Source organism: Pseudescherichia sp. L3, assembly GCF_024656065.1.
GTDB lineage: Bacteria > Pseudomonadota > Gammaproteobacteria > Enterobacterales > Enterobacteriaceae > Pseudescherichia.
Window position 1 is genome coordinate 96808 of record NZ_JANKYC010000003.1, and the last position, 23564, is coordinate 120371.

Genomic DNA, 23564 nt, shown 5'->3' on the forward strand with positions numbered 1-23564 from the left:
CCTTAGCGTTTGGCCTGCCAGATCAGGTTTTGATAGTCACGAATTGAGCGATCGGAGCTGAACATGCCGCAGCGGGCGGTATTAAGGATCGCCGCGCGGGTCCACGCCTCCTGGTCGCGATAGAGCACGTCGACCTGTTTTTGCGCCTCAACGTAGGCGGCAAAGTCAGCGGCAACCAGGTAGGGATCGCCCCCCTCTTTGCCGATGCTGTGCAGCATCAGGTCGAACGCATGCTTGTCGCCGTCGCTATATTTACCGCTCTCCAGCTCTTTGAGGATCGCATTCAACAGCTTGTCTTTCTTGCGCCATTTAACCGGATCGTAGCCCTTCGCCTTCAGGGCCTTCACCTCTTCCACAGTATGGCCGAAGATAAAGATATTCTCTTCGCCGACCTGCTCGGCAATCTCGACGTTGGCACCATCCAGCGTGCCCACGGTGAGCGCGCCGTTCAGTGCCAGCTTCATGTTGCCGGTACCAGAGGCCTCTTTTCCTGCGGTAGAGATCTGCTCGGAGACGTCCGCCGCCGGGATCAGCTTCTCGGCCGCCGAGACGCAGTAGTCCGGCAGGAAAACCACCTTCAGCTTGTCGCCCACGCTGGGGTCGTTGTTGATCGCCTCTGCCACCTTATTGATAGCAAAAATAATGTTCTTCGCCAGGTAGTAGCCCGGTGCGGCTTTGGCTCCGAACAGGAAGACGCGCGGCACGCGATCTGCCGCCGGGTTCTCACGGATCTCTTTGTAGAGCGCGAGGATGTGCAGCAGATTCAGGTGCTGACGCTTATACTCATGCAGGCGCTTGATCTGAATATCAAAAATAGCGTTAGGGTTGATCTCGATACCGGTACGCGCTTTCACAAACGCCACCAGCTGCGTCTTGTTCTCCTGCTTGATAGCGCGGTACTGCTGACGGAAGCTGGCGTCGTCGGCATACTTCTCCAGGCCCAGCAGCTGGTCGAGATCGTTTGCCCACTCTCTCTTCAGCGTCTTATCAAGCAGCGCGGCAAGCGCCGGGTTGCACTGCTTGATCCAGCGGCGCGGGGTGATGCCGTTCGTGACGTTATGGAACTTGTTCGGCCACAGCTGGTGATACTCCGGGAAGAGATCCTTCACCACCAGGTCCGAGTGCAGCGCCGCCACGCCGTTGACCGCGAAGCCGCTCACGACGCAGAGGTTAGCCATGCGTACCTGGCCGTCATAGACCACCGCCAGCTTCGCCCACACCGCCTCGTTGCCCGGCCAGGTTTTCACTACCTGCTTTTTAAAGCGGTCGTTGATCTCTTTGATGATCTGCATATGGCGCGGCAGCAGCGGTTTCAGCAGCCGCTCATGCCAGTTTTCCAGCGCTTCCGGCATCAGCGTGTGGTTGGTATAGGCAAACAGGCGGCTGGTAATTGACCACGCCTCGTCCCAGCTCAGCTGATGCTCGTCGATCAGCACGCGCAGCATCTCCGGAATGGCGATGGTCGGGTGGGTATCGTTGAGCTGGATCACTTCGTAGTCGGGCAGCTCCGCCAGCTTGCGCCCGGCCAGATGGTGGCGGCGCAGAATATCCGCGACCGAGCAGGCGCACTGGAAATACTGCTGCATCAGGCGCAGCTTTTTACCCGCGGTATGGTTGTCGTTAGGGTAGAGAACTTTAGTCAGCTTTTCAGCGTCGATACCCTGCTGTTCGGCACGCAGGAAATCGCCGTCGTTAAATTTAGTCAGATCGAACGGGTGAGCGTGTTTAGCCTGCCACAGTCGCAGAGGCTGCGCTACGCCGTTCCGGTAGCCCAGCACCGGCAGATCCCACGCCTCGCCGATCAGAGAAAACGCCGGCTCCCAGCGCCCGTCCCGGCTCACCTTGCCGCCAAGATTGACCTTAACGTCCAGCGCGGCGTTGTGCTGGAACCAGGGGTAGCTGCCGCGATGCCAGTCGTCCGGGGCCTCCTGCTGCTGCCCGTCGACAAAGGACTGGCGGAACAGACCGTACTGATAGTTCAGGCCGTAGCCGATAGCGGGCTGACCTACCGTCGCCATCGAGTCCAGGAAGCAGGCTGCCAGCCGGCCTAAGCCACCGTTGCCCAGCGCCGGATCGATCTCCTCTTCCAGCAGGTCGGTGAGATTGACGTTATGCGTTTGCAGCAGATCGCTCACCTCCTGATACCAGCCCATATTAAGCAGGTTGTTGCCGGTCAGGCGGCCAATGAGGAACTCCATGGAGATATAGTTTACGTGGCGCTGATCCTCTGCGGGTTTGGCTACCGCCTGGGCAGCAAGCTGCTCCGCCAGCGCGCCGCTAACCGCGTGCCACCACTGGTGGGGGGTCATCTCTTCGGCGGAACGGAGACCAAAACGCTGCCACTGACGCGTCAGGGCGGCGGCAAACTGAGCTTTGTTAAAGGTTGGCTGTGACATAGCAAACGGGGATCCTGTAAGTAAAAACAACGTTAGCGCTAGTTTGCCTGGCCCCTGGGTTGACTTCCTCATCCTGCCAGGGAAAAGCCCAGGAGGAGCCGCAGGGATGAGCCAAAAGTGTGACCGCTGCCACTTAAAGTTAGCTGTAAAAAGGCGAATTACTCAAAAATTCAACGGTCAGCTGGCACAAAAACGCATGCGAAAGTATGAGGACATTATCGGCAGGTAACCGGGAGGGCGCTCAAGGAAATGAAATGGCGTTTCATATATACATACATGAATTTAAATTTACTGCGGCGAATCATAGATACAAATATTAACAACCTTACCCATCGAACCCTATTAACTACCACTTTCGACCTATGGATTTTGAATATCAACAACCTAATCTAACTCTGCCAAAAGTGAATATTACATTCTGCTCCATTTGCCCGCAGGCTAGTTACCACGTGCCCTCGCTACCTGTCGGGCGTTTTATTCAGCCAGGTTATGAAAATGTGACACGGTGCAAATTCAGCGCCGTAAAATTCGGACATAACTTGCAATAGAATCCATTCTGACCGACCTTATTAGTCATTAATTACGAAGCGCAAAAAAATTCCTTTTTCTTCGTTCCCTCACAGTGAAGTGATAACTATGTTGATTCCGTCCAAATTAAGTCGCCCGGTTCGTCTTGACCATACTGTGGTCCGCGAACGCCTGCTGGCTAAACTTTCCGGCGCGAACAATTTTCGTTTGGCTCTGGTTACCAGCCCGGCTGGCTACGGCAAAACGACGCTTATTTCACAGTGGGCTGCCAGTCAAGCCGATCTGGGCTGGTTCTCGCTCGATGAGGGGGATAACCAGCCGGAGCGATTCGCCAGCTATCTTGTCGCCGCCGTGCAGCAGGCGACCGGCGGACACTGCGTCTCCAGCGAGGCGATGGCGCAGAAGCGTCAGTACGCCAGCCTCCCCTCGCTCTTTTCACAGCTCTTTATTGAGCTGGCAGAGTGGCAGCGTCCGCTCTACATCGTTATCGATGACTATCATCTGGTGACCAACCCGGTGATCCACGACGCGATGCGTTTCTTCCTTCGTCATCAGCCGGAAAATCTGACCCTGGTGGTGCTGTCGCGCAACCTGCCACAGCTGGGCATTGCCAACCTGCGCGTGCGCGATCAGCTGCTGGAAGTCAGCAGCCAGCAGCTGGCCTTTACTCATCAGGAGGCAAAGCAGTTTTTTGATTGCCGCCTGAACGCCCCGATTGAAGCGGCGGAGAGCAGCCGTCTGTGCGACGACGTGGCCGGATGGGCCACCGCCCTGCAGCTGATTGCCCTTTCGGCCCGGCAGAATAACAGCTCAACCCAGCACTCTGCCCGCCGCCTGGCAGGGATTAACGCCAGCCATCTGTCGGACTATCTGGTCGATGAGGTGCTGGACAATATCGATTCCACCACCCGCCAGTTCCTGCTGAAAAGCTCCCTGCTGCGCTCGATGAACGATGCGTTGATCGTCCGCGTCACCGGCGAAGAGAACGGCCAGATGCGGCTGGAGGAGATCGAGCGCCAGGGGCTGTTTTTACAGCGTATGGATGACTCCGGGGAGTGGTTTAGCTACCACCCGCTGTTCGGCAGCTTTTTACGCCAGCGCTGCCAGTGGGAGCTGGCCACCGAGCTGCCGGATATTCACCGCGCGGCGGCAGAGAGCTGGATGGCGCAGGGCTTTCCGAGCGAGGCCATTCATCATGCGTTAGCGGCGGGCGATGGCACGATGCTACGCGATATTCTGCTGCACCACGCGTGGGGCCTGTTTAACCACAGCGAGCTGACCCTGCTGGAGGCGTCGTTAAAGGCGCTGCCGTGGGAGAGCCTGCTGGAGAACCCGCGTCTGGTGCTGCTGCAAGCCTGGCTGATGCAGAGCCAGCACCGCTATAGCGAAGTGAATACCCTGCTGGCCCGCGCCGAGCAGGAGATGGACATGACGGCGGATCACGCGCTGCAAGGTGACTTTAACGCGCTGCGCGCCCAGGTGGCGATTAACGATGGCGATCCGGTAGAGGCCGAGCGGCTGGCGATGATCGCGCTTGAAGAGCTGCCGCTGGCTAACTTCTATAGCCGCATCGTGGCGACCTCGGTGCATGGCGAGGTGCTGCACTGCAAGGGGCTGCTCAGCCACTCTCTCACCCTGATGCAGCAAACCGAGCAGATGGCGCGCCGCCACGACGTCTGGCACTACGCGCTGTGGAGCCTGATCCAGCAGTGCGAGATCCTGTTTGCCCAGGGCTTCCTGCAGGCTGCCTGGGAGTGCCAGGAGAAGGCGTTCACGCTGATCCGCGAGCAGCATCTTGAGCAGCTGCCGCTGCACGAGTTTTTGCTGCGTATCCGCGCCCAGCTGCTGTGGGCATGGGGACGTCTTGATGAATCCGAAGCGGCTGCCCGGGAAGGCATGACCGTGCTCTCTGCCTATCAGCCTCAGCAGCAGCTGCAATGCCTGGCTCTGGTAGTGCAAAACTCGCTGGCGCGTGGCGATCTGGATAATGCCCGCAGCCACCTTAACCGGCTGGAGAACCTGCTCGGTAACGGACAGTATCATAGCGATTGGGTGTCCAATGCTGACAAAGTGCGGGTGATCTACTGGCAGATGACCGGCGATAAGCAGGCTGCCGCCCAGTGGCTGCGTCAGACGCCGAAATCAGAGTTTGCCAATAACCACTTCCACCAGAGCCAGTGGCGCAACGTTGCCCGGGCGCAGATCCTGCTGGGAGACGTGGCGTCGGCGGAGATGGTGCTGGAGGAGCTGAACGAGAACGCGCGCAGCCTGCGGCTGATGAGCGATTTGAACCGTAACCTGCTCCTGCTAAACCAGCTTTACTGGCAGGCCGGACGTAAGAACGATGCTCAGCGGGTGCTGATAGAGGCCCTGACGCTGGCAAACCGCACCGGCTTCGTTAGCCACTTCGTGATTGAAGGCGAGGCGATGGCGCAGCAGCTGCGGCAGCTGATTCAGCTTAACGCCCTGCCAGAGCTAGAGGGCCACCGCGCCCAGCGCATTCTGCGTGACATAAACCAGCATCATCGCCACAAGTATGCCCACTTTGACGAGCGCTTTGTTGAACGTCTGCTGACCCACCCGGAGGTCCCGGAGCTGATCCGCACCAGCCCACTGACCCAGCGGGAGTGGCAGGTGCTGGGGCTGATCTATTCTGGCTACAGCAACGAGCAGATCGCCGGCGAGCTGGCAGTCGCGGCGACCACCATCAAAACCCACATTCGTAACCTCTACCAGAAGCTGGGCGTCGCCCACCGCCAGGATGCGGTACAGCACGCGCAGCAGCTATTGCAGATGATGGGCTACGGCGTCTGAATTGTCGGCCGGGCAAATGCAGTGCCGCCCGGCGTGATTTTTAGCACAGTTCCAGCTGGATATTGTGGCTCTTGATTACGTCCAGCACGCCGGCGGGCGGCATCACGTCGGTATAGACCGCATCTACCATGCTGATGCTGCCCATGTTAACCATGGCATTGCGGCCATATTTGGAGTGATCCACTACCAGCATCACGTGACGTGAGTTGTCGATAATCGCCCGCTTGGTGCGCACCTCGTGGTAGTCAAACTCCAGCAGCGAGCCGTCGGCGTCAATGCCGCTGATCCCGAGAATGCCAAAGTCGAGGCGGAACTGGGAGATAAAGTCGAGGGTCGCCTCGCCGATAATTCCCCCGTCACGGCTGCGCAGTTCGCCCCCGGCCAGAATAATGCGGAAATCCTCTTTCACCATCAGGGTGTTGGCGACGTTGAGGTTATTGGTGACGATGCGCAGGTGATTGTGATCCAGCAGCGCATGCGCGACCGCTTCCGGCGTGGTGCCGATATCGATAAACAGCGTTGCCCCGTCTGGGATCTGGCTGGCGACTTTGCGGGCAATCCGCTCCTTCTCCGCCGTCTGGGTGGCTTTACGATCGTGCCACGGGGTGTTTACCGAGCTGGAGGGGAGCGCCGCGCCGCCGTGGTGGCGCAGGATCATGTTCTGATCGGCCAGATCGTTTAAATCGCGGCGAATGGTCTGCGGGCTGACGGCAAACTGCTCTACCAGCTCCTCGGTACTGACGTAGCCCTGCTTTTTTACCAGCTCGATGATGGCATCGTGGCGCTGAGTCTGTTTCATTGCAATGTTCCTGAGCTTTTATGTTCGTTTTCGCGTATCAACAAAGGCCATCGCCAGCCCCACGGCCAGGCCGGTGACGTGCGCGCCGTTGGCGATAGACATGCCAAACAGATCAAACCAGCCGGCAATTAACCATATTAAGGAAAAGGCTATCAGGCCTCGTGGCAAATAGACACCGCTTTGCGGATCGCGCTCGCCGCGCAGCCAGGCGTAGCCCATCAGCGCATACACCACGCCGGAGAGGCCACCAAACCACGGGCCGCTAAACTTGTGCTGCACATAGCCGCTGAGCAGCGCGCTGATAAGCGTGATTACAATGAGCTTGCCGCTGCCGAGGCGCTTCTCGACCGCCCCGCCGATGTACCACCACCAGAGCAGGTTGAAGAGAATATGCATCACGGAAAAGTGCATCAGAGCGTGGCTGAAGTAGCGCCAGAGATCGAACCGCAGCGAGGGATCGAAAGGCCACGCCAGCCACATCATGACAATCTGATCGCCAAGCGTGCTCATCAGGATAAACACCAGCACGCAGAGCAGCGCGACGATCAGCGTTACCGGCCCGGCCCGCTCGCGCAGGGTGGCGAAGAAGGGGTAGCGACGATAGTGCAGGCCGCTATTCACCTGCCCTGATTGCCAGCTGGCCGCCAGGTAGCGCGGATCTTCCGGGTTCTGCTGGAAGCGCGCCAGCTCTTCGCGTACGCGTCCGGCCTGGCTCTCGTCCGCCAGCCAGACGTCGCTGGTGTCATGGTGTTGAATAGTCAAAACAACGCCCTGGGTTTGCATATAGTCAACAAACGCCTGGGCGACGCGCGGGTTAGCAAAGGAAGTGATCATCAACATGCTGGCGGTCGCTTTTTCCACACAAAAGAGGGCAGTATAGCGGGTTATGACGCCGCTGACTAAAGCGTACCGTGGGCCACTTCCGCCGGGAAGTGACGATGCCAGGCGTCAAAGCCGCCGTCGACGCTGTAGACCTGGTCAAAACCCTGCTGCAACAGGTACTGGGCGGCACCTTTGCTGCTGTTGCCGTGGTAGCACATCACCATCACTGGCGTATCAAAGTCGTTCTGCTGCATAAACGTCCCCAGCGTATCGTTGGTCAGATGAAACGCGCCGGGGGTATGGCCCATGGCATAGCTTTGCGGATCGCGGATATCGACCAGCACCGCCAGCTTCTGATGCATCTTCTGGTGGGCTTCTTCTACATTAATACACTCAAACTGATCCATTTCGCTCTCATCTTGGTTGGGTATGCGCGTTATACATTCTCTCTCTAATTTTACGTCGTTCCGCCAGGTAAACGCCATTATGTTATGCGTATCACTCTAAATTGTTTTTTTGATGTTACCAAAAGCGCGTTCGTTTGCTATTATGAGCGATATCGAACATTTTTGAGCTTTTACGAAAGTGCATGAGGTGAGCATGGAAACCAAAGATCTGATTGTGATAGGTGGGGGCATCAACGGTGCCGGTATCGCGGCAGACGCCGCCGGGCGTGGTCTTTCCGTGCTCATGCTGGAGGCGAATGACCTGGCCTGTGCCACCTCCTCGGCCAGCTCGAAGCTGATCCACGGCGGCCTACGCTACCTGGAACACTATGAGTTTCGCCTGGTGAGCGAGGCGCTGGCGGAGCGTGAGGTGCTGTTGCAGATGGCACCGCATATCGCTTTCCCGATGCGTTTTCGCCTGCCCCACCGTCCGCACCTGCGTCCGGCGTGGATGATCCGCATCGGCCTGTTTATGTACGATCACCTGGGCAAACGTACCAGCCTGCCCGGCTCTACCGGTTTGCGTTTTGGCTCAGAGTCGGTGCTGAAGCCGGAGATCGTGCGCGGATTCGAATATTCTGACTGCTGGGTCGACGATGCGCGTCTGGTGCTGGCGAATGCGCAGATGGTGGTGCGTAAAGGTGGTGAGGTGTTAACCCGTACCCGGGCGACCTCGGCACGTCGCGAAAACGGTCTGTGGATCGTGGAAGCCGAAGACATTGATACCGGCGAGAAATACCGCTGGCAGGCGCGAGGCCTGGTAAATGCCACCGGCCCGTGGGTGAAGCAGTTCTTTGACGAGGGGATGCAGCTGCCGTCGCCGTATGGCATCCGTCTGATCAAAGGTAGCCATATCGTGGTGCCGCGCGTGCACTCGCAGAAGCAGGCCTATATTCTGCAAAACGAAGATAAGCGTATCGTGTTTGTGATCCCGTGGATGGACGAGTTCTCTATTATCGGCACCACCGACGTTGAGTATAAAGGAGATGCACAGCACGTTGAGATCGACGAGGGTGAGATTAACTACCTGCTGAAGGTCTATAACGCGCACTTTAAAAAGCCGCTAACCCGGGACGATATTGTCTGGACCTACTCCGGCGTGCGTCCGCTGTGCGACGATGAGTCCGACTCACCGCAGGCCGTTACCCGCGACTATACTCTCGATATTCGTGATGACGAGGGTAAAGCGCCTCTGCTCTCTGTCTTCGGCGGCAAGCTGACAACCTACCGCAAGCTGGCCGAACACGCGCTGGAGAAGCTGACGCCGTACTACAGCGGCATCGGCCCGGCGTGGACAAAAGAGTGCGTACTGCCCGGGGGCGATATTGCTGGCGACCGTGACGACTACGCGGCGAAGCTGCGCCGTCGCTATCCGTTTATCAGCGAGCCGCTGGCACGCCACTACGCCCGGACCTACGGCAGCAACAGCGAGCTGATCCTTGCCGGTACGTCGTCCGTTGAAGATCTTGGGGAGAATTTTGGCCATGAGTTCTACGAGGCCGAACTGCGCTATCTGGCAGAGCATGAGTGGGTGCGTCGCCTCGACGATGCTATCTGGCGTCGGACGAAGGTCGGTATGTGGTTAAACGCGGAAGAGCAGTCTCGGGTGGCGCTGTGGCTGGCTAGCTGGGCTAAGCGTGAATTGTCATTAGCATCATGATTAAAACGCCCGGTGGCGCTATGCTTACCGGGCCTACGTGTAGGCCGGGCAAACGCAATGCTGCCCGGCGTTTTTACAGTTTTACAGGCGTATCGGCTTAATATCCCAGATTTTATCCGCGTACTCCTTGATTGTCCTGTCAGATGAGAAGTAGCCCATATTGGCGATGTTATGCATCGCTTTAATGGTCCACTCTTCTGGCTGGCGGTAAAGCTCATCCACCCGATCCTGACAGTCAACGTAGCTGCGAAAATCTGCCAGCACCTGATAGTGATCGCCGAAGTTAAGCAGGGAATCCACCAGATCGCGGTAGCGGCCCGGCTCATCACGGTTAAACACGCCGGTGGCAATCTGCGTCAGGACGTTGTTCAGCTCTTCGTCTTTATCATAGTAGTCGCGCGGCTTATAGCCTTGACGACGCAGCGTCTCAACCTCATCCGCCGTATTACCAAAGATAAAGATATTGTCATCACCCACGTGCTCCAGCATCTCGACGTTTGCGCCATCCAGCGTGCCGATGGTCAGCGCACCGTTGAGGGCAAACTTCATGTTACTGGTCCCGGAGGCCTCCGTTCCCGCCAGCGAAATCTGCTCGGAGAGATCCGCTGCCGGAATGATCAGCTGCGCCAGGCTGACGCTATAGTTCGGAATGAACACCACCTTCAGCTTGTCGCCAATCTGCGGATCGTTGTTGATGACCTTCGCCACATCGTTGATCAGATGAATAATATGCTTCGCCATGTAGTAGGCCGAGGCCGCCTTACCGGCAAAGATATTGACGCGTGGCACCCAGTCCGCATCTGGATCGGCTTTGATGCGGTTATAGCGGGCGATAACGTGCAGGACGTTCATCAGCTGACGCTTGTACTCATGGATACGCTTGATCTGTACGTCGAACAGCGCCTTCGGGTTTACCACCACGTTAAGCTGCTGGCCGATGTAGAGCGCAAGACGCCTTTTATTCTCCAGCTTCGCCTGGCGTACAGACTGGTTCAGCATCGGGAAGTCGATGTGCTGCTCCAGCTCGCTAAGCTGGCTCAGATCGGTTCGCCAGGTACGCCCGATATGCTCATCAAGCACATCCGACAGCGACGGGTTAGCCAGCGCCAGCCAGCGTCTCGGCGTGACGCCGTTGGTGACGTTGGTAAAGCGCCCAGGAAACACTTTCGCAAAATCCGCAAACAGCGACTGCACCATCAGGTTTGAGTGCAGTTCGGAGACACCATTGACCTTATGGCTGGTCACAACGGCCAGCCAGGCCATACGCACCCGACGGCCGTTGGACTCGTCGATAATCGAGACGCGGCTAAGCAGACCGGTATCATTCGGATACTGCTCCTGCACCGTCTTCAGGAAGTAGTCATTGATCTCAAAGATAATCTGCAGATGACGCGGCAGAATTTTACCCAGCATGTCTACCGGCCAGGTCTCCAGCGCCTCGCTCATCAGCGTATGGTTGGTATAGGAGAAGATCTGGCAGGTGGCCTCAAAGGCATCATCCCAGGTGAACTTATGCTCGTCTATTAGCAGACGCATCAGCTCAGGGATCCCGAGCACCGGATGGGTATCGTTGAGGTGAATAGCAACCTTATCCGCGAGATTGGCATAGGTCTTATGCAGCATGAAATGGCGGTTAAGAATATCCTGCACCGTCGCCGAAACAAGGAAATACTCCTGGCGCAGACGCAGCTCGCGGCCGGAATAGGTCGAGTCATCCGGGTAGAGCACGCGGGAGACGTTTTCCGAGTGGTTTTTATCTTCCACCGCGGCAAAATAGTCGCCCTGGTTGAATTTACCGAGATTAATCGCGCTACTGGCCTGAGCATTCCACAGCCGCAGCGTATTGGTGGCGTCGGTATCAAAGCCGGGGATGATCTGATCGTAGGCGACCGCCAGGATCTCTTCGGTCTCTACCCAGCGGGTCTTTTTCCCCTCCTGCTGGATCCGACCGCCGAACCGCACCTTGTAACGGGTGTTGTGGCGTTTGAACTCCCACGGGTTGCCGTACTCCAGCCAGTAGTCCGGGGACTCTTTCTGGCGACCATCAACGATGTTCTGCTTGAACATACCGTAGTCGTAGCGGATGCCGTAGCCGCGCCCTGGCAGACCAAGCGTAGCCAGCGAGTCGAGGAAGCAGGCAGCCAGACGCCCCAGGCCACCGTTGCCGAGGCCGGGGTCGTTCTCTTCGTCGATCAGCTCTTCAAGATCCAACCCCATCTCTTCCAGCGCGTTTTTAACGTCGCCGTAGATGCCCAGCGCCAGCAGGGCATTAGAGAGGGTGCGGCCAATCAGAAACTCCATCGACAGGTAATAGACCTGGCGCGTCTCCTGAGAGAGCTGCGCACGGTTTGAGCGCAACCAGCGCTCAACCAGGCGGTCACGCACGGCGAACAGGGTGGCGTTCAGCCACTCATGTTTATTGGCGATGGCCGGATCTTTACCAATGGTAAACATCAGCTTATAGGCAATGGAGTGCTTTAACGCCTCAACGCTGAGCGTCGGTGATGTATAGGTAAAGGGTACATTCATAAACGTGATTCCTGGTGCTCTACTTCAACCGATAATAGAGATCCCGATAGGATTGAGCGGCAACCTGCCAGCTAAAATCCATATTCATCGCCTGACGCTGAACAAAGCGCCACAGCGAAGGCCGGGACCACAGCACAAAAGCACGCCTTATTGCCCTAAGCAGCGACCAGGCATTGCTGTCTTCAAACACAAATCCGCTGGCGATACCGTCCGCCAGGTTCTCAAGTGAGCTGTCTGATACGGTGTCAGCCAGCCCACCGGTACGCCGTACCAGCGGCAGCGTGCCGTACTTCAGTCCGTAGAGCTGCGTCAGGCCGCACGGCTCAAAGCGGCTCGGCACCAGAATCACATCCGCGCCGCCCATAATGCGGTGCGAGAAGGCTTCGTGATAGCCGATCTGAACCCCTACCTGCCCCGGATGCTCGGCGGCGGCGGCCAGGAAACCCTCCTGCAGCACCGGATCGCCTGCGCCCAGCAGGGCCAGCTGTCCCCCCTGCTCCAGCAGGCCGGGCAGCGCCTCCAGCACCAGATCCAGTCCTTTCTGACTGGTCAGGCGGCTGACGACGGCAAAGAGCGGGATCTTCTCATCGACCTTTAGACCCATCGCAATTTGCAGCTGACGCTTGTTTTCTGCCTTATCTTCCAGCGAGTCGCGGGTAAAGCGTGACGCCAGCAGCAGGTCGGTTGCCGGATCCCAGATCTGCTCATCAACGCCGTTGAGGATCCCGGAGAGGCGGCCCTCTGCGTGGCGCTGGCGCAGCAGTCCTTCCATGCCGTACGCAAACTGCGGCTCGGTGATCTCCCGCGCGTAGGTGGGGCTAACCGCCGTAATGTGATCGGCAAAATAGAGCCCCGCCTTCAGGAACGAGAGCTGGCCGTTAAACTCTACGCCATTAACACTAAAGAATGACAGTGGCAGATCTATTTCACTCATGTGATGAGCATAAAACATACCCTGGTAGGCTAAATTATGCACGGTAAATACGGACTTCGCCGGATGGCCACGCGCGGCAAGGTAGGCGGGGGCCAGCCCGGCATGCCAGTCGTGGGCATGGACAATGTCCGGACGCCAGAACGGATCGAGACCGCAGGCCATCTCGCTGCCGACCCAGCCGAGCAGGGCGAAACGCAGCACGTTGTCGGTATAGGCAAACAGATTCGTATCGTGATACGGGCTGCCGGGACGGTCATAGAGGTGTGGGGCATCAATCAGATAGATACCCACGCCGTTATAGTGGCCGTAGAGCAGCGTGATGTGTCCGGCAAACGTCTCTCGTCGGGACACCACTTTCGCATCAGTAATACCGCGCCGAATATCAGGGAATGCCGGCAGCAGTACGCGGGTATCAACACCACCGGCTATTTGCGCCGCAGGGAGTGCACCAAGTACATCTGCCAGACCACCGGTCTTGAGCAACGGGAACATCTCAGAACATACATGTAAAACCTGCATTCTCGCTCCTGTTAAAAACCGCTACCGTATGCGGGCGGTAGCGGTAAACCAGCGCGCGGACCCCTTCCGCGCAAGGTTATGATTTGATGCCGTCACTCTTTTAATTTGCTTAACATCTCGCGCGTGACCAGCACAATGCCTTCTTCTGAACGGTAGAACCGACGGGCATCCTCTTCTGCATTTTCACCAATGACCATGCCCTCGGGTATTTTACAGGCGCGGTCAATAACGCAGCGGCGCAGGCGGCACGAACGTCCTACCCAAACATCCGGCAGCAGAACCGACGAGTCGATATTGCAGAATGAGTTAACGCGCACGCGCGGGAACAGCACCGACTGCACCACCACCGAACCGGAGATAATGCAGCCCCCCGACACCAGCGAATTAAGCGTCATTCCATGGCTACCCGATCTATCCTGTACAAATTTAGCAGGCGGTAGCGATTCCATGTGGGTTCGGATAGGCCAATTTTGATCGTACATATCCAGTTCGGGTGTTACGGAGGCAAGATCGAGGTTAGCCTTCCAGTACGCCTCCAGGGTTCCCACGTCGCGCCAGTAAGGCTCGGCGTCTGGATCCGACTGCACGCAAGAGTGCGGGAAGGCATGGGCAAAGGCCTCGCCGGCTTTCGTCACTTTCGGGATAATATCCTTACCGAAATCGTGATTAGAGTTCTCATCCTTGTCATCCTCTTCCAGCAGCGCGTAGAGATACTCTGCGTCGAAAATATAGATCCCCATGCTGGCCAGAGATTTGGTGTCATCCCCTGGCATCGTCGGCGGATTGGCAGGCTTCTCAACGAAATCGATTACTTTTTCGTTTTCATCTACCGCCATCACGCCGAACGCCGTTGCTTCTGCTTTTGGTACCGGCAGGCAGGCGACGGTGCAGCGTGCGCCCTTCTCAACGTGGTCGATCAGCATGCGCGAGTAGTCCTGCTTATAGATGTGATCGCCCGCGAGGATGACAACGTACTCCGCATTGTAGCGGCGAATGATGTCTAGGTTCTGGGTGACCGCATCCGCCGTGCCGCGATACCAGTTCTCACCGTGTAAGCGCTGCTGGGCGGGAAGGAGATCGACAAATTCGTTCATCTCTTCGCTAAAGAAGGACCAGCCGCGCTGGATATGCTGCACCAGGGTGTGCGACTGATACTGGGTGATCACGCCGATACGACGGATACCGGAGTTAAGACAGTTGGAGAGCGCAAAATCGATAATACGGAACTTGCCGCCAAAGTGTACCGCAGGCTTGGCGCGTGTGGTGGTCAAGTCTTTGAGACGCGTGCCACGCCCTCCTGCCAGGATCAGGGCTACAGATTTTAATGGCAGCTGGCGCGCTAACATTAGCGGATCGTTGTTATCTAATCTAACCATGATGAACTCCTTTTTTTATGACCTTCGAAAAACGCATACTCCATGCGCGGGCCCATGCCAGACAGCCACTACCACCGGATTATCCTCACCGGCAAATGGAGGAACGGCGCGCCATTCCCCGTCGGGTAATACAATCTCTGTAACCTTATCCGTATTGTTCAGCGTAATCAGGAAACGTTCTGAAAGCAGGATTTGCAGATGGCCTGACCCATGCTCCCACTCCTGCACGCTTAAAGGCTGGGCATCCTTGTTCAGCCAGCTGACGTTACCGTCACCCTCTTCCCACCAGGCATTCTGCGTTAATGCCGGGACCTGCTGGCGAAGATGGATTAAGGTGGCCACGAAGGTGGTTAACCCGTCATTTGCCTTTTCCCAATCAAGCCAGGTCAGCGCGTTGTCCTGGCAGTAGGCATTATTGTTACCATGCTGGCTATGTCCCTGTTCATCACCCGCCAGCAGCATTGGCGTACCTTGTGACAGCAGCAGCGTGACCAGTAGGGCATGGACACTGTCTCGCCGCCGCTCAATCACATACAACGATCCGCCTAATCCCTCTGTACCATGATTATTGCTGTGATTATTGTTAGTGCCGTCGCGATTCTCTTCACCGTTGGCCTCGTTGTGCTTATGGTTAAAGCAAACGCAGTCGCGTAGCGTGAAACCGTCGTGCGCCGTCACCAGGTTAATCGACGCGGCGGGAAGACGCCCGCTGCGTCTGAACACATCCCCCGAACCGGCAAAGCGCGTGGCAAATCGGCCCAGAGAGAGATCCTTCGCCAGCCAAAAACGGCGGGAAGCATCGCGAAACTGATCGTTCCACTCAGCAAACAGCGGCGGGAAGTTACCCACCTGGTAACCGCCCTCACCCACGTCCCACGGCTCGGCAATCAGCTTCACTGCCGAGAGCAGCGGATCGTTTTTTATCGCCTCAAACAGCGGCGCACGGGCATCAAAGTGCGGCGTGCGCCCCATCACCGTCGCCAAATCGAAGCGGAAGCCGTCGATGTGGTACGTCTCTACCCAATGCCGCAGGCACTGGTGCGCATACTCCACTACGCCAGGATGGCTCAGGTTCAGGGTATTACCGCAGCCGGTCCAGTTGGCGTAATCGCCATTATCTCTGATCCAATAATAGCTACGGTTATCGATTCCGCGCAGGGAGAAGGTCGGGCCTTCAAGATCAACCTCAGCGCTGTGGTTCAATACGATATCGAGGATCACCTCAATACCGGCTTTGTGCAGCGCTTTGACCGCCTCGCAAAACTCCTGCTGGGCGCGGTCAGGATCGCTGGCGTAGCGCGGATCGAGGGCAAACATCGCCAGCGGGTTGTAGCCCCAGTAGTTGCTCAAGCCCAGCCGCTGCAGGCGCGGCTCGCTGGCGAAATGCGCCACCGGCAGCAGTTCCAGAGCCGTGATCCCTAGCCGTTTAAAGTAAGCGATCATCACCGGGTGGCCGAGGGCCCGGTAGGTGCCGCGTATCGCCTCTGGAATGTCCGGATGCAGATACGTCAGCCCCTTAACATGGGCCTCATAGATCACCGTTTTGCCCCAGGGATTACGCGGCGGGGCGTCATCTTCCCAGTCAAACGCCTCGTTAACGACCACGCTCTTTAACGCAATCCCCGCGTTGTCGTGCGGATCGGGCGCAGCAAAGCCACCGTGAAAAAGCGGATGATCGATAGCCTCTCCCTCTACGCGATGGGCGCAGGGGTCAACCAGCAGCTTTGCCGGATTAAAGCGGTGGCCCGCCGCGGGATCCCAGGGGCCGTGAACCCGGTAGCCATAGCGCAAACCGGGACGCGCCCTCTCCAGAAAACCGTGCCAGACGTCGCCGCTGTGGGCAGGCAGGTCATAGCGCTGTTCATTCCCTTCATCGTCAAAGAGACAGAGCTCAACCCGCTCTGCGTTTGCCGAGAAGAGCGTGAAGTTCACGCCGTTGCCCTCGTAATGCGCGCCAGGTGGCGCAGGCTTACCTGCCGCCAGCTTCGTCATTCACCCTCCCTCACCAACCAGATGGTAGAGAGCGGCGGCAGCGTCAGGCTGAGCGAGTTATCGCGACCGTGGCTAGGGATGGCATCGCTGTGCACGCTGCCGTAATTCCCGGCGTTGCTGCCGTGATAGTGCATTGAATCCGTATTCAGTACCTCACGCCAGCGGCCCGGCTGATTGATGCCAAAACGGTATTCATGGCGCGGCTCCGGCGTAAAGTTGCTGGCCACGATAATTTCATTTCCGTCTTTGTCCCGGCGTACGAACACAAACACCGAACGCTGGCTATCGTCGACCACCAGCCATTCGAAACCGTAGCCATCGAAATCAAGCTCGTGCAGCGCTTTATGGTGACGATAGGTGGTGTTGAGATCGCGCACCAGCCGCTGAACGCCGTGGTGCCAGTTATCGCCGCCCTCCAGCAGATGCCAGTCAAGGCTGCTGTCGTGGTTCCACTCACGGCCCTGAGCAAACTCGTTGCCCATAAAGAGCAGTTTTTTACCCGGGAAGGCCCACATCCAGCCGTAGTAGGCGCGCAGGTTGGCAAACTTCTGCCATGCATCACCCGGCATGCGATCAAGAATCGATTTTTTGCCATGCACGACTTCATCATGCGACAGCGGCAGAACGAAGTTCTCGGTGTAGTTGTAAATCATCCCGAACGTCAGCTTATCGTGATGATACTGACGGTAGATGGGATCGAGCTTGAAGTAGTCGAGGGTGTCATGCATCCAGCCCAGGTTCCACTTGTACCAGAAGCCCAGCCCACCGTTATCCGATGGCCGCGATACGCCTGGAAAATCGGTGGACTCTTCGGCCATGCTCACCGCCCCTGGTACCTGCTCGCCCAGCTTGCGGTTAGTGCTACGCAGGAATTCGATGGCTTCAAGGTTCTCGCGACCGCCAAACTCGTTGGGGATCCACTCCCCCTCTTTGCGGCTGTAGTCACGGTAGATCATGGAAGCCACCGCATCGACGCGCAGGGCGTCAATACCAAAGCGCTCAACCCAGTAGAGCGCGTTACCCACCAGATAGTTACTGACCTCACGGCGACCATAGTTATAGATCAGCGTGTTCCAGTCCTGATGGTAGCCCTCGCGCGGATCGCTATGCTCATAGAGATCGGTTCCATCGAACTCAGCGAGGCCGAATTCATCCGACGGGAAGTGGCCTGGTACCCAGTCAAGGATCACGTTCAGACCCGCCGCGTGGGCAGCCTTGATAAAGTAGCGGAAGTCATCCCGCGTGCCGAAGCGGCGGGTGGGCGCATAGAGGCCCGTTGGCTGATAGCCCCAGCTGCCATCAAACGGATGCTCGTTGATCGGCATCAGCTCTAAGTGGGTAAAGCCCATCCACTTGGCGTAGGGAACCAGCTGCTCTGCCAGCTCGCGATAGCTCAGCCAGAAGTTATTGTCGGTATGGCGACGCCATGAGCCGAGATGCACCTCATAGATAGAGATCGGCTGGTCAAACTCGTTGGCTCGCTTGCGCTCTTCGGTCTGCTCGACCTTTTCCGGCAGGCCGCAGATCATGGAGGCGGTTTCCGGGCGCATCTGCGCCTCGAAAGCATACGGGTCGGCCTTGATGCGCAGATTACCGTTGGCGTCGATCATCTCGAATTTGTAGATCTGCCCATTCTGCACGCCGGGGATAAACAGCTCCCAGATGCCGGACTCTTTGCGCAGGCGCATGGGATGACGACGGCCATCCCAGTAGTTAAATTCGCCTACTACCGAGACGCGTTGGGCATTCGGTGCCCAGACGGAGAATTTGGTACCGGTCACGCCGTCCATGGTATCGGCGTGCGCACCCAGGGTCTCATACGGCCGCAGGTGCGTGCCCTCTGACAGCAGCCAGGCATCTAAGTCCTGAATGAGAGGACCAAAGCGGTATGGATCGTCTAGCAGATTAGCGTGATCGTGCCAGTGAACGGCAAGCTGGTAGCGGAAAGGATTTTTACGGCGTTGAATGATACCGGCAAAGAAGCCACGTGAATCAAGGCACTCTAGCCTGGCCAGCTTGCGTCCGGTTTTCGTTTCGATAACCCACACTTCGGTGGCGTCAGGCAGCAACGCGCGGACTTCCAGCCCGGCATTGGTGCGGTGCATACCGAGTACGGAAAAGGGATCCGCAAAATGGCCTGCTATTAGCGCGTTAATCACGTCTCTATCGACAAGACTGGACATGGTTTTTTTATCCTGTTCTCAATGTGCCACATTTTTTTCGCCAGCCACATCCAGCTGGCCTGAAACTGTTCCAATCTAAAGCATAGACAAGGCTTCCCCTGTCTCCTGATAAATTTGGCTGAATTGCGACTACATTATGTATTTACCAAAATTGCCGCTGTGTTTGTTCACAAAAAATGTGCAAAAAAAAGGAGGTGACGCAGCACCTCCTCATAAACAGTGATCGTTACGCCAGCTGGCGCAGCATCCGTCGTAGCGGCTCGGCGGCTCCCCACAATAGCTGATCGCCGACGGTGAAGGCGGAGAGATACTCCGGCCCCATGTTGAGCTTGCGCAGACGGCCAACCGGGGTAGTCAGCGTGCCGGTGACCGCCGCCGGGGTCAGCTCACGCATGGTGATCTCACGGTCGTTCGGCACCACTTTCGCCCACTGATTGTGGGCCGCCAGCAGAGACTCAACGGTCGGGATAGAGACATCTCTCTTCAGCTTGATGGTAAAGGCCTGGCTGTGGCAGCGCAGCGCACCCACGCGCACGCAGAGGCCATCCACCGGAATAACCAGATCGGTATTGAGGATCTTGTTGGTCTCTGCCTGGCCCTTCCACTCTTCACGGCTCTGGCCGTTATCAAGCTGCTTATCAATCCACGGGATCAGGCTGCCCGCCAGCGGTACACCGAAGTTATCAACCGGCAGCTCGCCGCTGCGGGAGAGCGTCGTGACCTTACGCTCGATATCGAGGATAGCCGAGGCCGGATCCGCCAGCTCGCCGGCAACGTGGCCGTGCAGCTGGCCCATCTGCGCCAGCAGCTCACGCATGTGGCGCGCGCCGCCGCCGGAGGCCGCCTGGTAGGTAGCAACCGAAACCCAATCCACCAGGTTCTCGGCAAACAGGCCACCCAGCGACATCAGCATCAGGCTAACGGTGCAGTTGCCGCCGACAAAGGTTTTCACTCCGTTGTTCAGGCCCTGGGTAATAACGTCCTGGTTCACCGGGTCAAGAATGATGATGGCATCATCTTTCATGCGCAGCGAGGAGGCCGCATCGATCCAGTAACCCTGCCAGCCGCTTTCACGAAGCTTTGGATAGATTTCATTGGTATAATCGCCGCCCTGGCAGGTGACAATAATGTCGAGTGCCTTCAGCGCCTCCAGATCAAATGCGTCCTGCAGCGTGCCCGCCGCGCCTGTACCGAAGGTCGGTGCTGGCTGGCCAAGCTGGGACGTAGAGAAGAAGACGGGGCGAATGGCATCGAAGTCGTGCTCTTCTACCATGCGTTGCATGAGTACAGAGCCGACCATACCGCGCCAGCCGATAAAACCAACATTTTTCATAGCGTATTTCCTGCAGAGGTGTGTGCTGTTTGAGCGATCCAGATCTTTTTACTGGTATACCTCACACATTACAAAATGCAGCTAAAGTCGCAAGTGAAATTAATCAATGATAGTGTCGCCGTCAGAAATAGCGCTTATCAGCGGCCATTTAGGGCGTGCCTCAGGGAAACGAAGCAATGAATGATATTCTCTCCATCGCGGTGCTGTTGATCCTGATTATGGATCCGCTTGGCAACCTGCCTATCTTTATGTCGGTGTTGAAGCATACCGAGCCGAAACGCCGACGGGCGATTATGATCCGCGAGCTGCTGATTGCCCTGCTGCTGATGCTGATTTTCCTTTTTGCCGGCGAGAAGATCCTCTCATTCCTGAACCTGCGCGCCGAGACCGTCTCTATCTCCGGCGGCATTATCCTGTTCTTAATCGCCATTAAGATGATCTTCCCCAGCCCCGAGGGTGGCAGCTACGGCATGCCCGCCGGTGAAGAGCCGTTTATTGTACCGCTGGCGATCCCGCTGGTGGCGGGCCCCACTCTGCTCGCCACGCTAATGCTGCTTTCGCACCAGTATCCGAATCAGATGGGCCATCTGGTGATCGCCCTGATGCTGGCGTGGGGCGGCACGGTGGCGATTCTGCTGCAGTCGACGCTGTTTTTACGCCTGCTCGGTGAGAAAGGGGTTAACGCGCTGGAGCGTCTGATGGGACTGGTGCTGGTCATGCTGGCAACCCAGATGTTCCTGGACGGCATTCGGGTGTGGATGAAGGGATAGCGGTACCTGAAGACGCCCGGGGGGCAGTATGCTAAAATTTGTACACTATAGGAGGTAAATTTTATGCCTAAAAATCTTTCTCCGAGTGTGGCGAGCAAGGTTCGTCATCTTGCTGCCTTTCACCATGTGTCAGATAAGTGTGACAGCACGAGCCGCATGGCTATGGCCATTACGCGTCTGGCTGGCGATACTGTCATTCTTGATAACGTTGAGCAGTTACTCGTCAATTTGAAGAGGAAAGGCGTGCTCACGAAAGCCGAAACGCTTTCACTTCAGGCTGACTATCTCAAGGAAAAGCGGAAAATCTGACAGGGATCTGTGTATGATTTTTGACCCATTCGGTGACTTCGAAACGGCCGGATATTTACAAAACTCATTAGGGTTGAAAGACCCTAATGAGGTGAAACAGTCTGAGCACCTTGTGTTTGAACTGGGAATAGAAGACGCGATTAGCTTTCTCTCCTCTCTGAAGTCCATAAATTACACGTCGCTACTTAAGGTTCATGAACTTCTCTTTTCGGATTTTTATCCCTGGGCCGGGCGTGACCGTCATGCGTTGACACCTAACCTGGCCGTCTTTAAGGGCTCCGCTGACAATCCACGTCATACAACTTTCGAACATCCCAAGGGTATTAAACTTGCTGTAGATTATGCGTTACGACTGGCAGCAGACTGTGAGAATTTCAAAGCAAAACCTGGCGAGGTGATGGGGCTTTTAGCTTTTGCTCATCCTTTTCTTGATGGTAACGGGCGAACGATTTTGTTAGTTTTTATGGAGCTCGCGTTCCGCGCAGGCTTCGCCATCGACTGGGCTCAGACTGATAAAGATGATTATTTATATGCGCTTAGCGCTGAGATTGGCGATCCTGCCAAAGGTTATCTCAATGCCTACCTGAAACCATTCGTTGTAGATATATCAAACCGTGATCAATGGCCTGAACTGATTGCAGGTATTAAGGGACTTGATGGGTTAGACAAAGAGAATGTGTCTTATGGCAACCTGGACGATCCTGAGATTCAGAGACTCTACGCTGTAACCCGGTATTACTCCTCTTCAGATCCCCACTCACATTAAACAAAAAGGCAGCCGCTAAAAGGGGCTGCCTTTTTGATAGCAGAAGTTTAGCTTAGCAGCGAGAAGGCAATCATCCCGACAATCGCGCCCGTGGTGCCGAGGATGGTTTCCATCATCGTCCACGTCTTCAGCGTCTGTGCTTCGGTTGCGCCGGTAAACTTACCGAACAGCCAGAAGCCAGCATCATTGACGTGGCTAACCACGATAGAGCCGCCTGCGATGCAGATCGACAGCGCAGCCATCTGTGCGCCAGAGAAGTGCAGCTGCTCAATCACCGGCATCACCAGACCCACCGCGGTCAAACAGGCCACCGTTGCCGACCCTTGAATAATACGCACCGCCGCAGCCAGCACGAAGCAGGTGATAGCAATAGGCAGGCCCATGCCGGTCAACGCTTCGCCCAGGGCCGGACCGACGCCGGAATCCACCAGCACCTGCTTAAAGACGCCGCCTGCACCGATCACCAGCAGAATAATGCCCGCCGGCTGCAACGCCGTCCCGCAGATCGCCATCACTTTGTCTTTCGCCATGCCCTGACGATACGCCAGGCCGTAGATGGCGACCAGGCACGCCACCAGGATGGCGGTAAACGGATGGCCGATAAACTCCAGCCACTCGTAAAGCGTAGAGCCCTGCTCAACGAAGCGGGCGGCGATGGTTTTCAGGCCGACCAGCACCAGCGGCAGCAGGATCAGCGCCAGGCTGAAGCCGAACGACGGCATCTTGCCTTCGCCGAGATGCGGCTCGCTGATATCATCCGGAATATGCAGCTCAACGTAGCGGCTGATAAAGTTGCCCCACAGCGGCCCGGCAACCAGCATGCCCGGGATCGCCGCGCAGAGGCCGATCAGGATCATCCAGCCAAAGTCGGCGTGCATCTGAGACGCCAGCAGCATCGGCGCTGGCCCCGGCAGCAGGAAGGCCGCCGCCGCCGCAACCCCGGCAAATAGCGGGATGACCAGCTTAACCAGGTTAGTGCCCGTATGGCGCGCCATGGAGAAGGCGACGCTGATCAGCAGCACAATCGCCACTTCAAAGAAGAGCGGCAGCGCACAGATCAGCCCCGCAAGGCCGATAGCATAGTGCGCCCGGCTGTGGCCGAAAGATTTCAGCATCCTGACCGCGATCTGATCCACCGCGCCGGTCTCATGCAGAATTTTGCCGAACATCGCTCCCAGCGCGACCACTATGGCGAGGAAGCCCAGCGTGCCGCCCATGCCTTTTTCCATGGTTTTGGCAATGGCGTCGAGCGGCATGCCGGAAAAGAGCCCTGCGCCAATAGAAACCACCATCAAAGCAATGAAGGCGTGAAGACGTGCCTTCATCACTAAAAACAGCAGCAGCAAAACCGAGCCGACCGCTGTCAAAACAAGCGTTAAAGTACCCAC

At 57.1% G+C, this 23564-nt stretch carries 16 protein-coding genes; 5 read left to right on the top strand and 11 right to left on the bottom strand.

Annotation, left to right across the window (positions count from 1 at the left end; translation table 11 throughout):
• Positions 1-2: 2 nt before the first annotated feature.
• The gene (gene malP / locus NR795_RS15805; RefSeq protein WP_144818027.1) at positions 3-2396 is read right to left on the bottom strand and encodes a maltodextrin phosphorylase; all 2394 of its coding nucleotides are present in this window, start codon (positions 2394-2396) and stop codon (positions 3-5) included.
• A gap of 636 nt (positions 2397-3032) precedes the next feature.
• Between malP and malT the strand changes: the two genes are divergently transcribed.
• On the top strand, positions 3033-5738 hold the full coding sequence (malT, locus tag NR795_RS15810; protein WP_144818026.1) for an HTH-type transcriptional regulator MalT: 2706 nt from the start codon (positions 3033-3035) through the stop codon (positions 5736-5738).
• Between the two features lie 40 nt (positions 5739-5778).
• Here the strand turns inward: malT and NR795_RS15815 are convergent, their stop codons facing one another.
• From NR795_RS15815 to glpE, 3 genes are read right to left on the bottom strand one after another with little or no spacing between them, the layout of a single operon-like run.
• Positions 5779-6537 (bottom strand): DeoR/GlpR family transcriptional regulator, encoded by a 759-nt coding sequence (locus NR795_RS15815; RefSeq protein WP_144818025.1) that lies wholly within the window; start codon positions 6535-6537, stop codon positions 5779-5781.
• Positions 6538-6555: 18 nt separating this feature from the next.
• Complete coding sequence (glpG, locus tag NR795_RS15820) at positions 6556-7377, bottom strand: rhomboid family intramembrane serine protease GlpG (RefSeq protein WP_144818024.1); 822 nt, start codon at positions 7375-7377, stop codon at positions 6556-6558.
• A gap of 59 nt (positions 7378-7436) precedes the next feature.
• Complete coding sequence (gene glpE, locus NR795_RS15825) at positions 7437-7766, bottom strand: thiosulfate sulfurtransferase GlpE (RefSeq protein WP_103820339.1); 330 nt, start codon at positions 7764-7766, stop codon at positions 7437-7439.
• A gap of 193 nt (positions 7767-7959) precedes the next feature.
• On the opposite strand from glpE, the gene glpD reads away from it, so the two are divergent.
• A complete protein-coding gene (gene glpD, locus NR795_RS15830; protein WP_144818023.1) occupies positions 7960-9465 on the top strand; it encodes a glycerol-3-phosphate dehydrogenase in 1506 nt (501 codons plus the stop codon).
• Between the two features lie 81 nt (positions 9466-9546).
• Here the strand turns inward: glpD and glgP are convergent, their stop codons facing one another.
• The 6 genes from glgP to asd all read right to left on the bottom strand — a co-directional run bounded on the left by glgP (position 9547) and on the right by asd (position 20331).
• On the bottom strand, positions 9547-11994 hold the full coding sequence (gene glgP, locus NR795_RS15835; protein WP_257758706.1) for a glycogen phosphorylase: 2448 nt from the start codon (positions 11992-11994) through the stop codon (positions 9547-9549).
• A gap of 19 nt (positions 11995-12013) precedes the next feature.
• Entirely contained in the window at positions 12014-13447 is a 1434-nt protein-coding gene (glgA, locus tag NR795_RS15840; RefSeq protein ID WP_144818021.1) for a glycogen synthase GlgA, read from the bottom strand.
• A 92-nt stretch (positions 13448-13539) separates the two neighbouring features.
• Positions 13540-14823: a glucose-1-phosphate adenylyltransferase gene (glgC, locus tag NR795_RS15845; RefSeq protein ID WP_257758707.1), complete on the bottom strand. Its 1284-nt coding sequence runs from the start codon at positions 14821-14823 to the stop codon at positions 13540-13542.
• Positions 14824-14838: 15 nt separating this feature from the next.
• Positions 14839-16815 carry a glycogen debranching protein GlgX gene (gene glgX / locus NR795_RS15850; RefSeq protein ID WP_257758708.1) on the bottom strand — a complete coding sequence of 659 codons (1977 nt, stop codon included), beginning with the start codon at positions 16813-16815 and terminating at the stop codon, positions 14839-14841.
• Positions 16812-18998 carry a 1,4-alpha-glucan branching enzyme gene (gene glgB / locus NR795_RS15855; protein WP_144818018.1) on the bottom strand — a complete coding sequence of 729 codons (2187 nt, stop codon included), beginning with the start codon at positions 18996-18998 and terminating at the stop codon, positions 16812-16814. The genes glgX and glgB overlap by 4 nt, the downstream gene beginning before the upstream one ends.
• A gap of 226 nt (positions 18999-19224) precedes the next feature.
• A complete protein-coding gene (asd, locus tag NR795_RS15860) occupies positions 19225-20331 on the bottom strand; it encodes an aspartate-semialdehyde dehydrogenase (RefSeq protein ID WP_257758709.1) in 1107 nt (368 codons plus the stop codon).
• 176 nt (positions 20332-20507) lie between these two features.
• On the opposite strand from asd, the gene NR795_RS15865 reads away from it, so the two are divergent.
• The 3 genes from NR795_RS15865 (at position 20508) to NR795_RS15875 (ending at position 22176) form a co-directional block, all read left to right on the top strand.
• Complete coding sequence (locus NR795_RS15865) at positions 20508-21101, top strand: YhgN family NAAT transporter (protein ID WP_042393172.1); 594 nt, start codon at positions 20508-20510, stop codon at positions 21099-21101.
• 63 nt (positions 21102-21164) lie between these two features.
• Complete coding sequence (locus NR795_RS15870) at positions 21165-21410, top strand: hypothetical protein (protein WP_257758710.1); 246 nt, start codon at positions 21165-21167, stop codon at positions 21408-21410.
• A gap of 13 nt (positions 21411-21423) precedes the next feature.
• Complete coding sequence (locus tag NR795_RS15875; protein WP_257758711.1) at positions 21424-22176, top strand: Fic family protein; 753 nt, start codon at positions 21424-21426, stop codon at positions 22174-22176.
• A gap of 47 nt (positions 22177-22223) precedes the next feature.
• Here the strand turns inward: NR795_RS15875 and gntU are convergent, their stop codons facing one another.
• Complete coding sequence (gene gntU, locus NR795_RS15880) at positions 22224-23564, bottom strand: gluconate transporter (protein WP_144818016.1); 1341 nt, start codon at positions 23562-23564, stop codon at positions 22224-22226.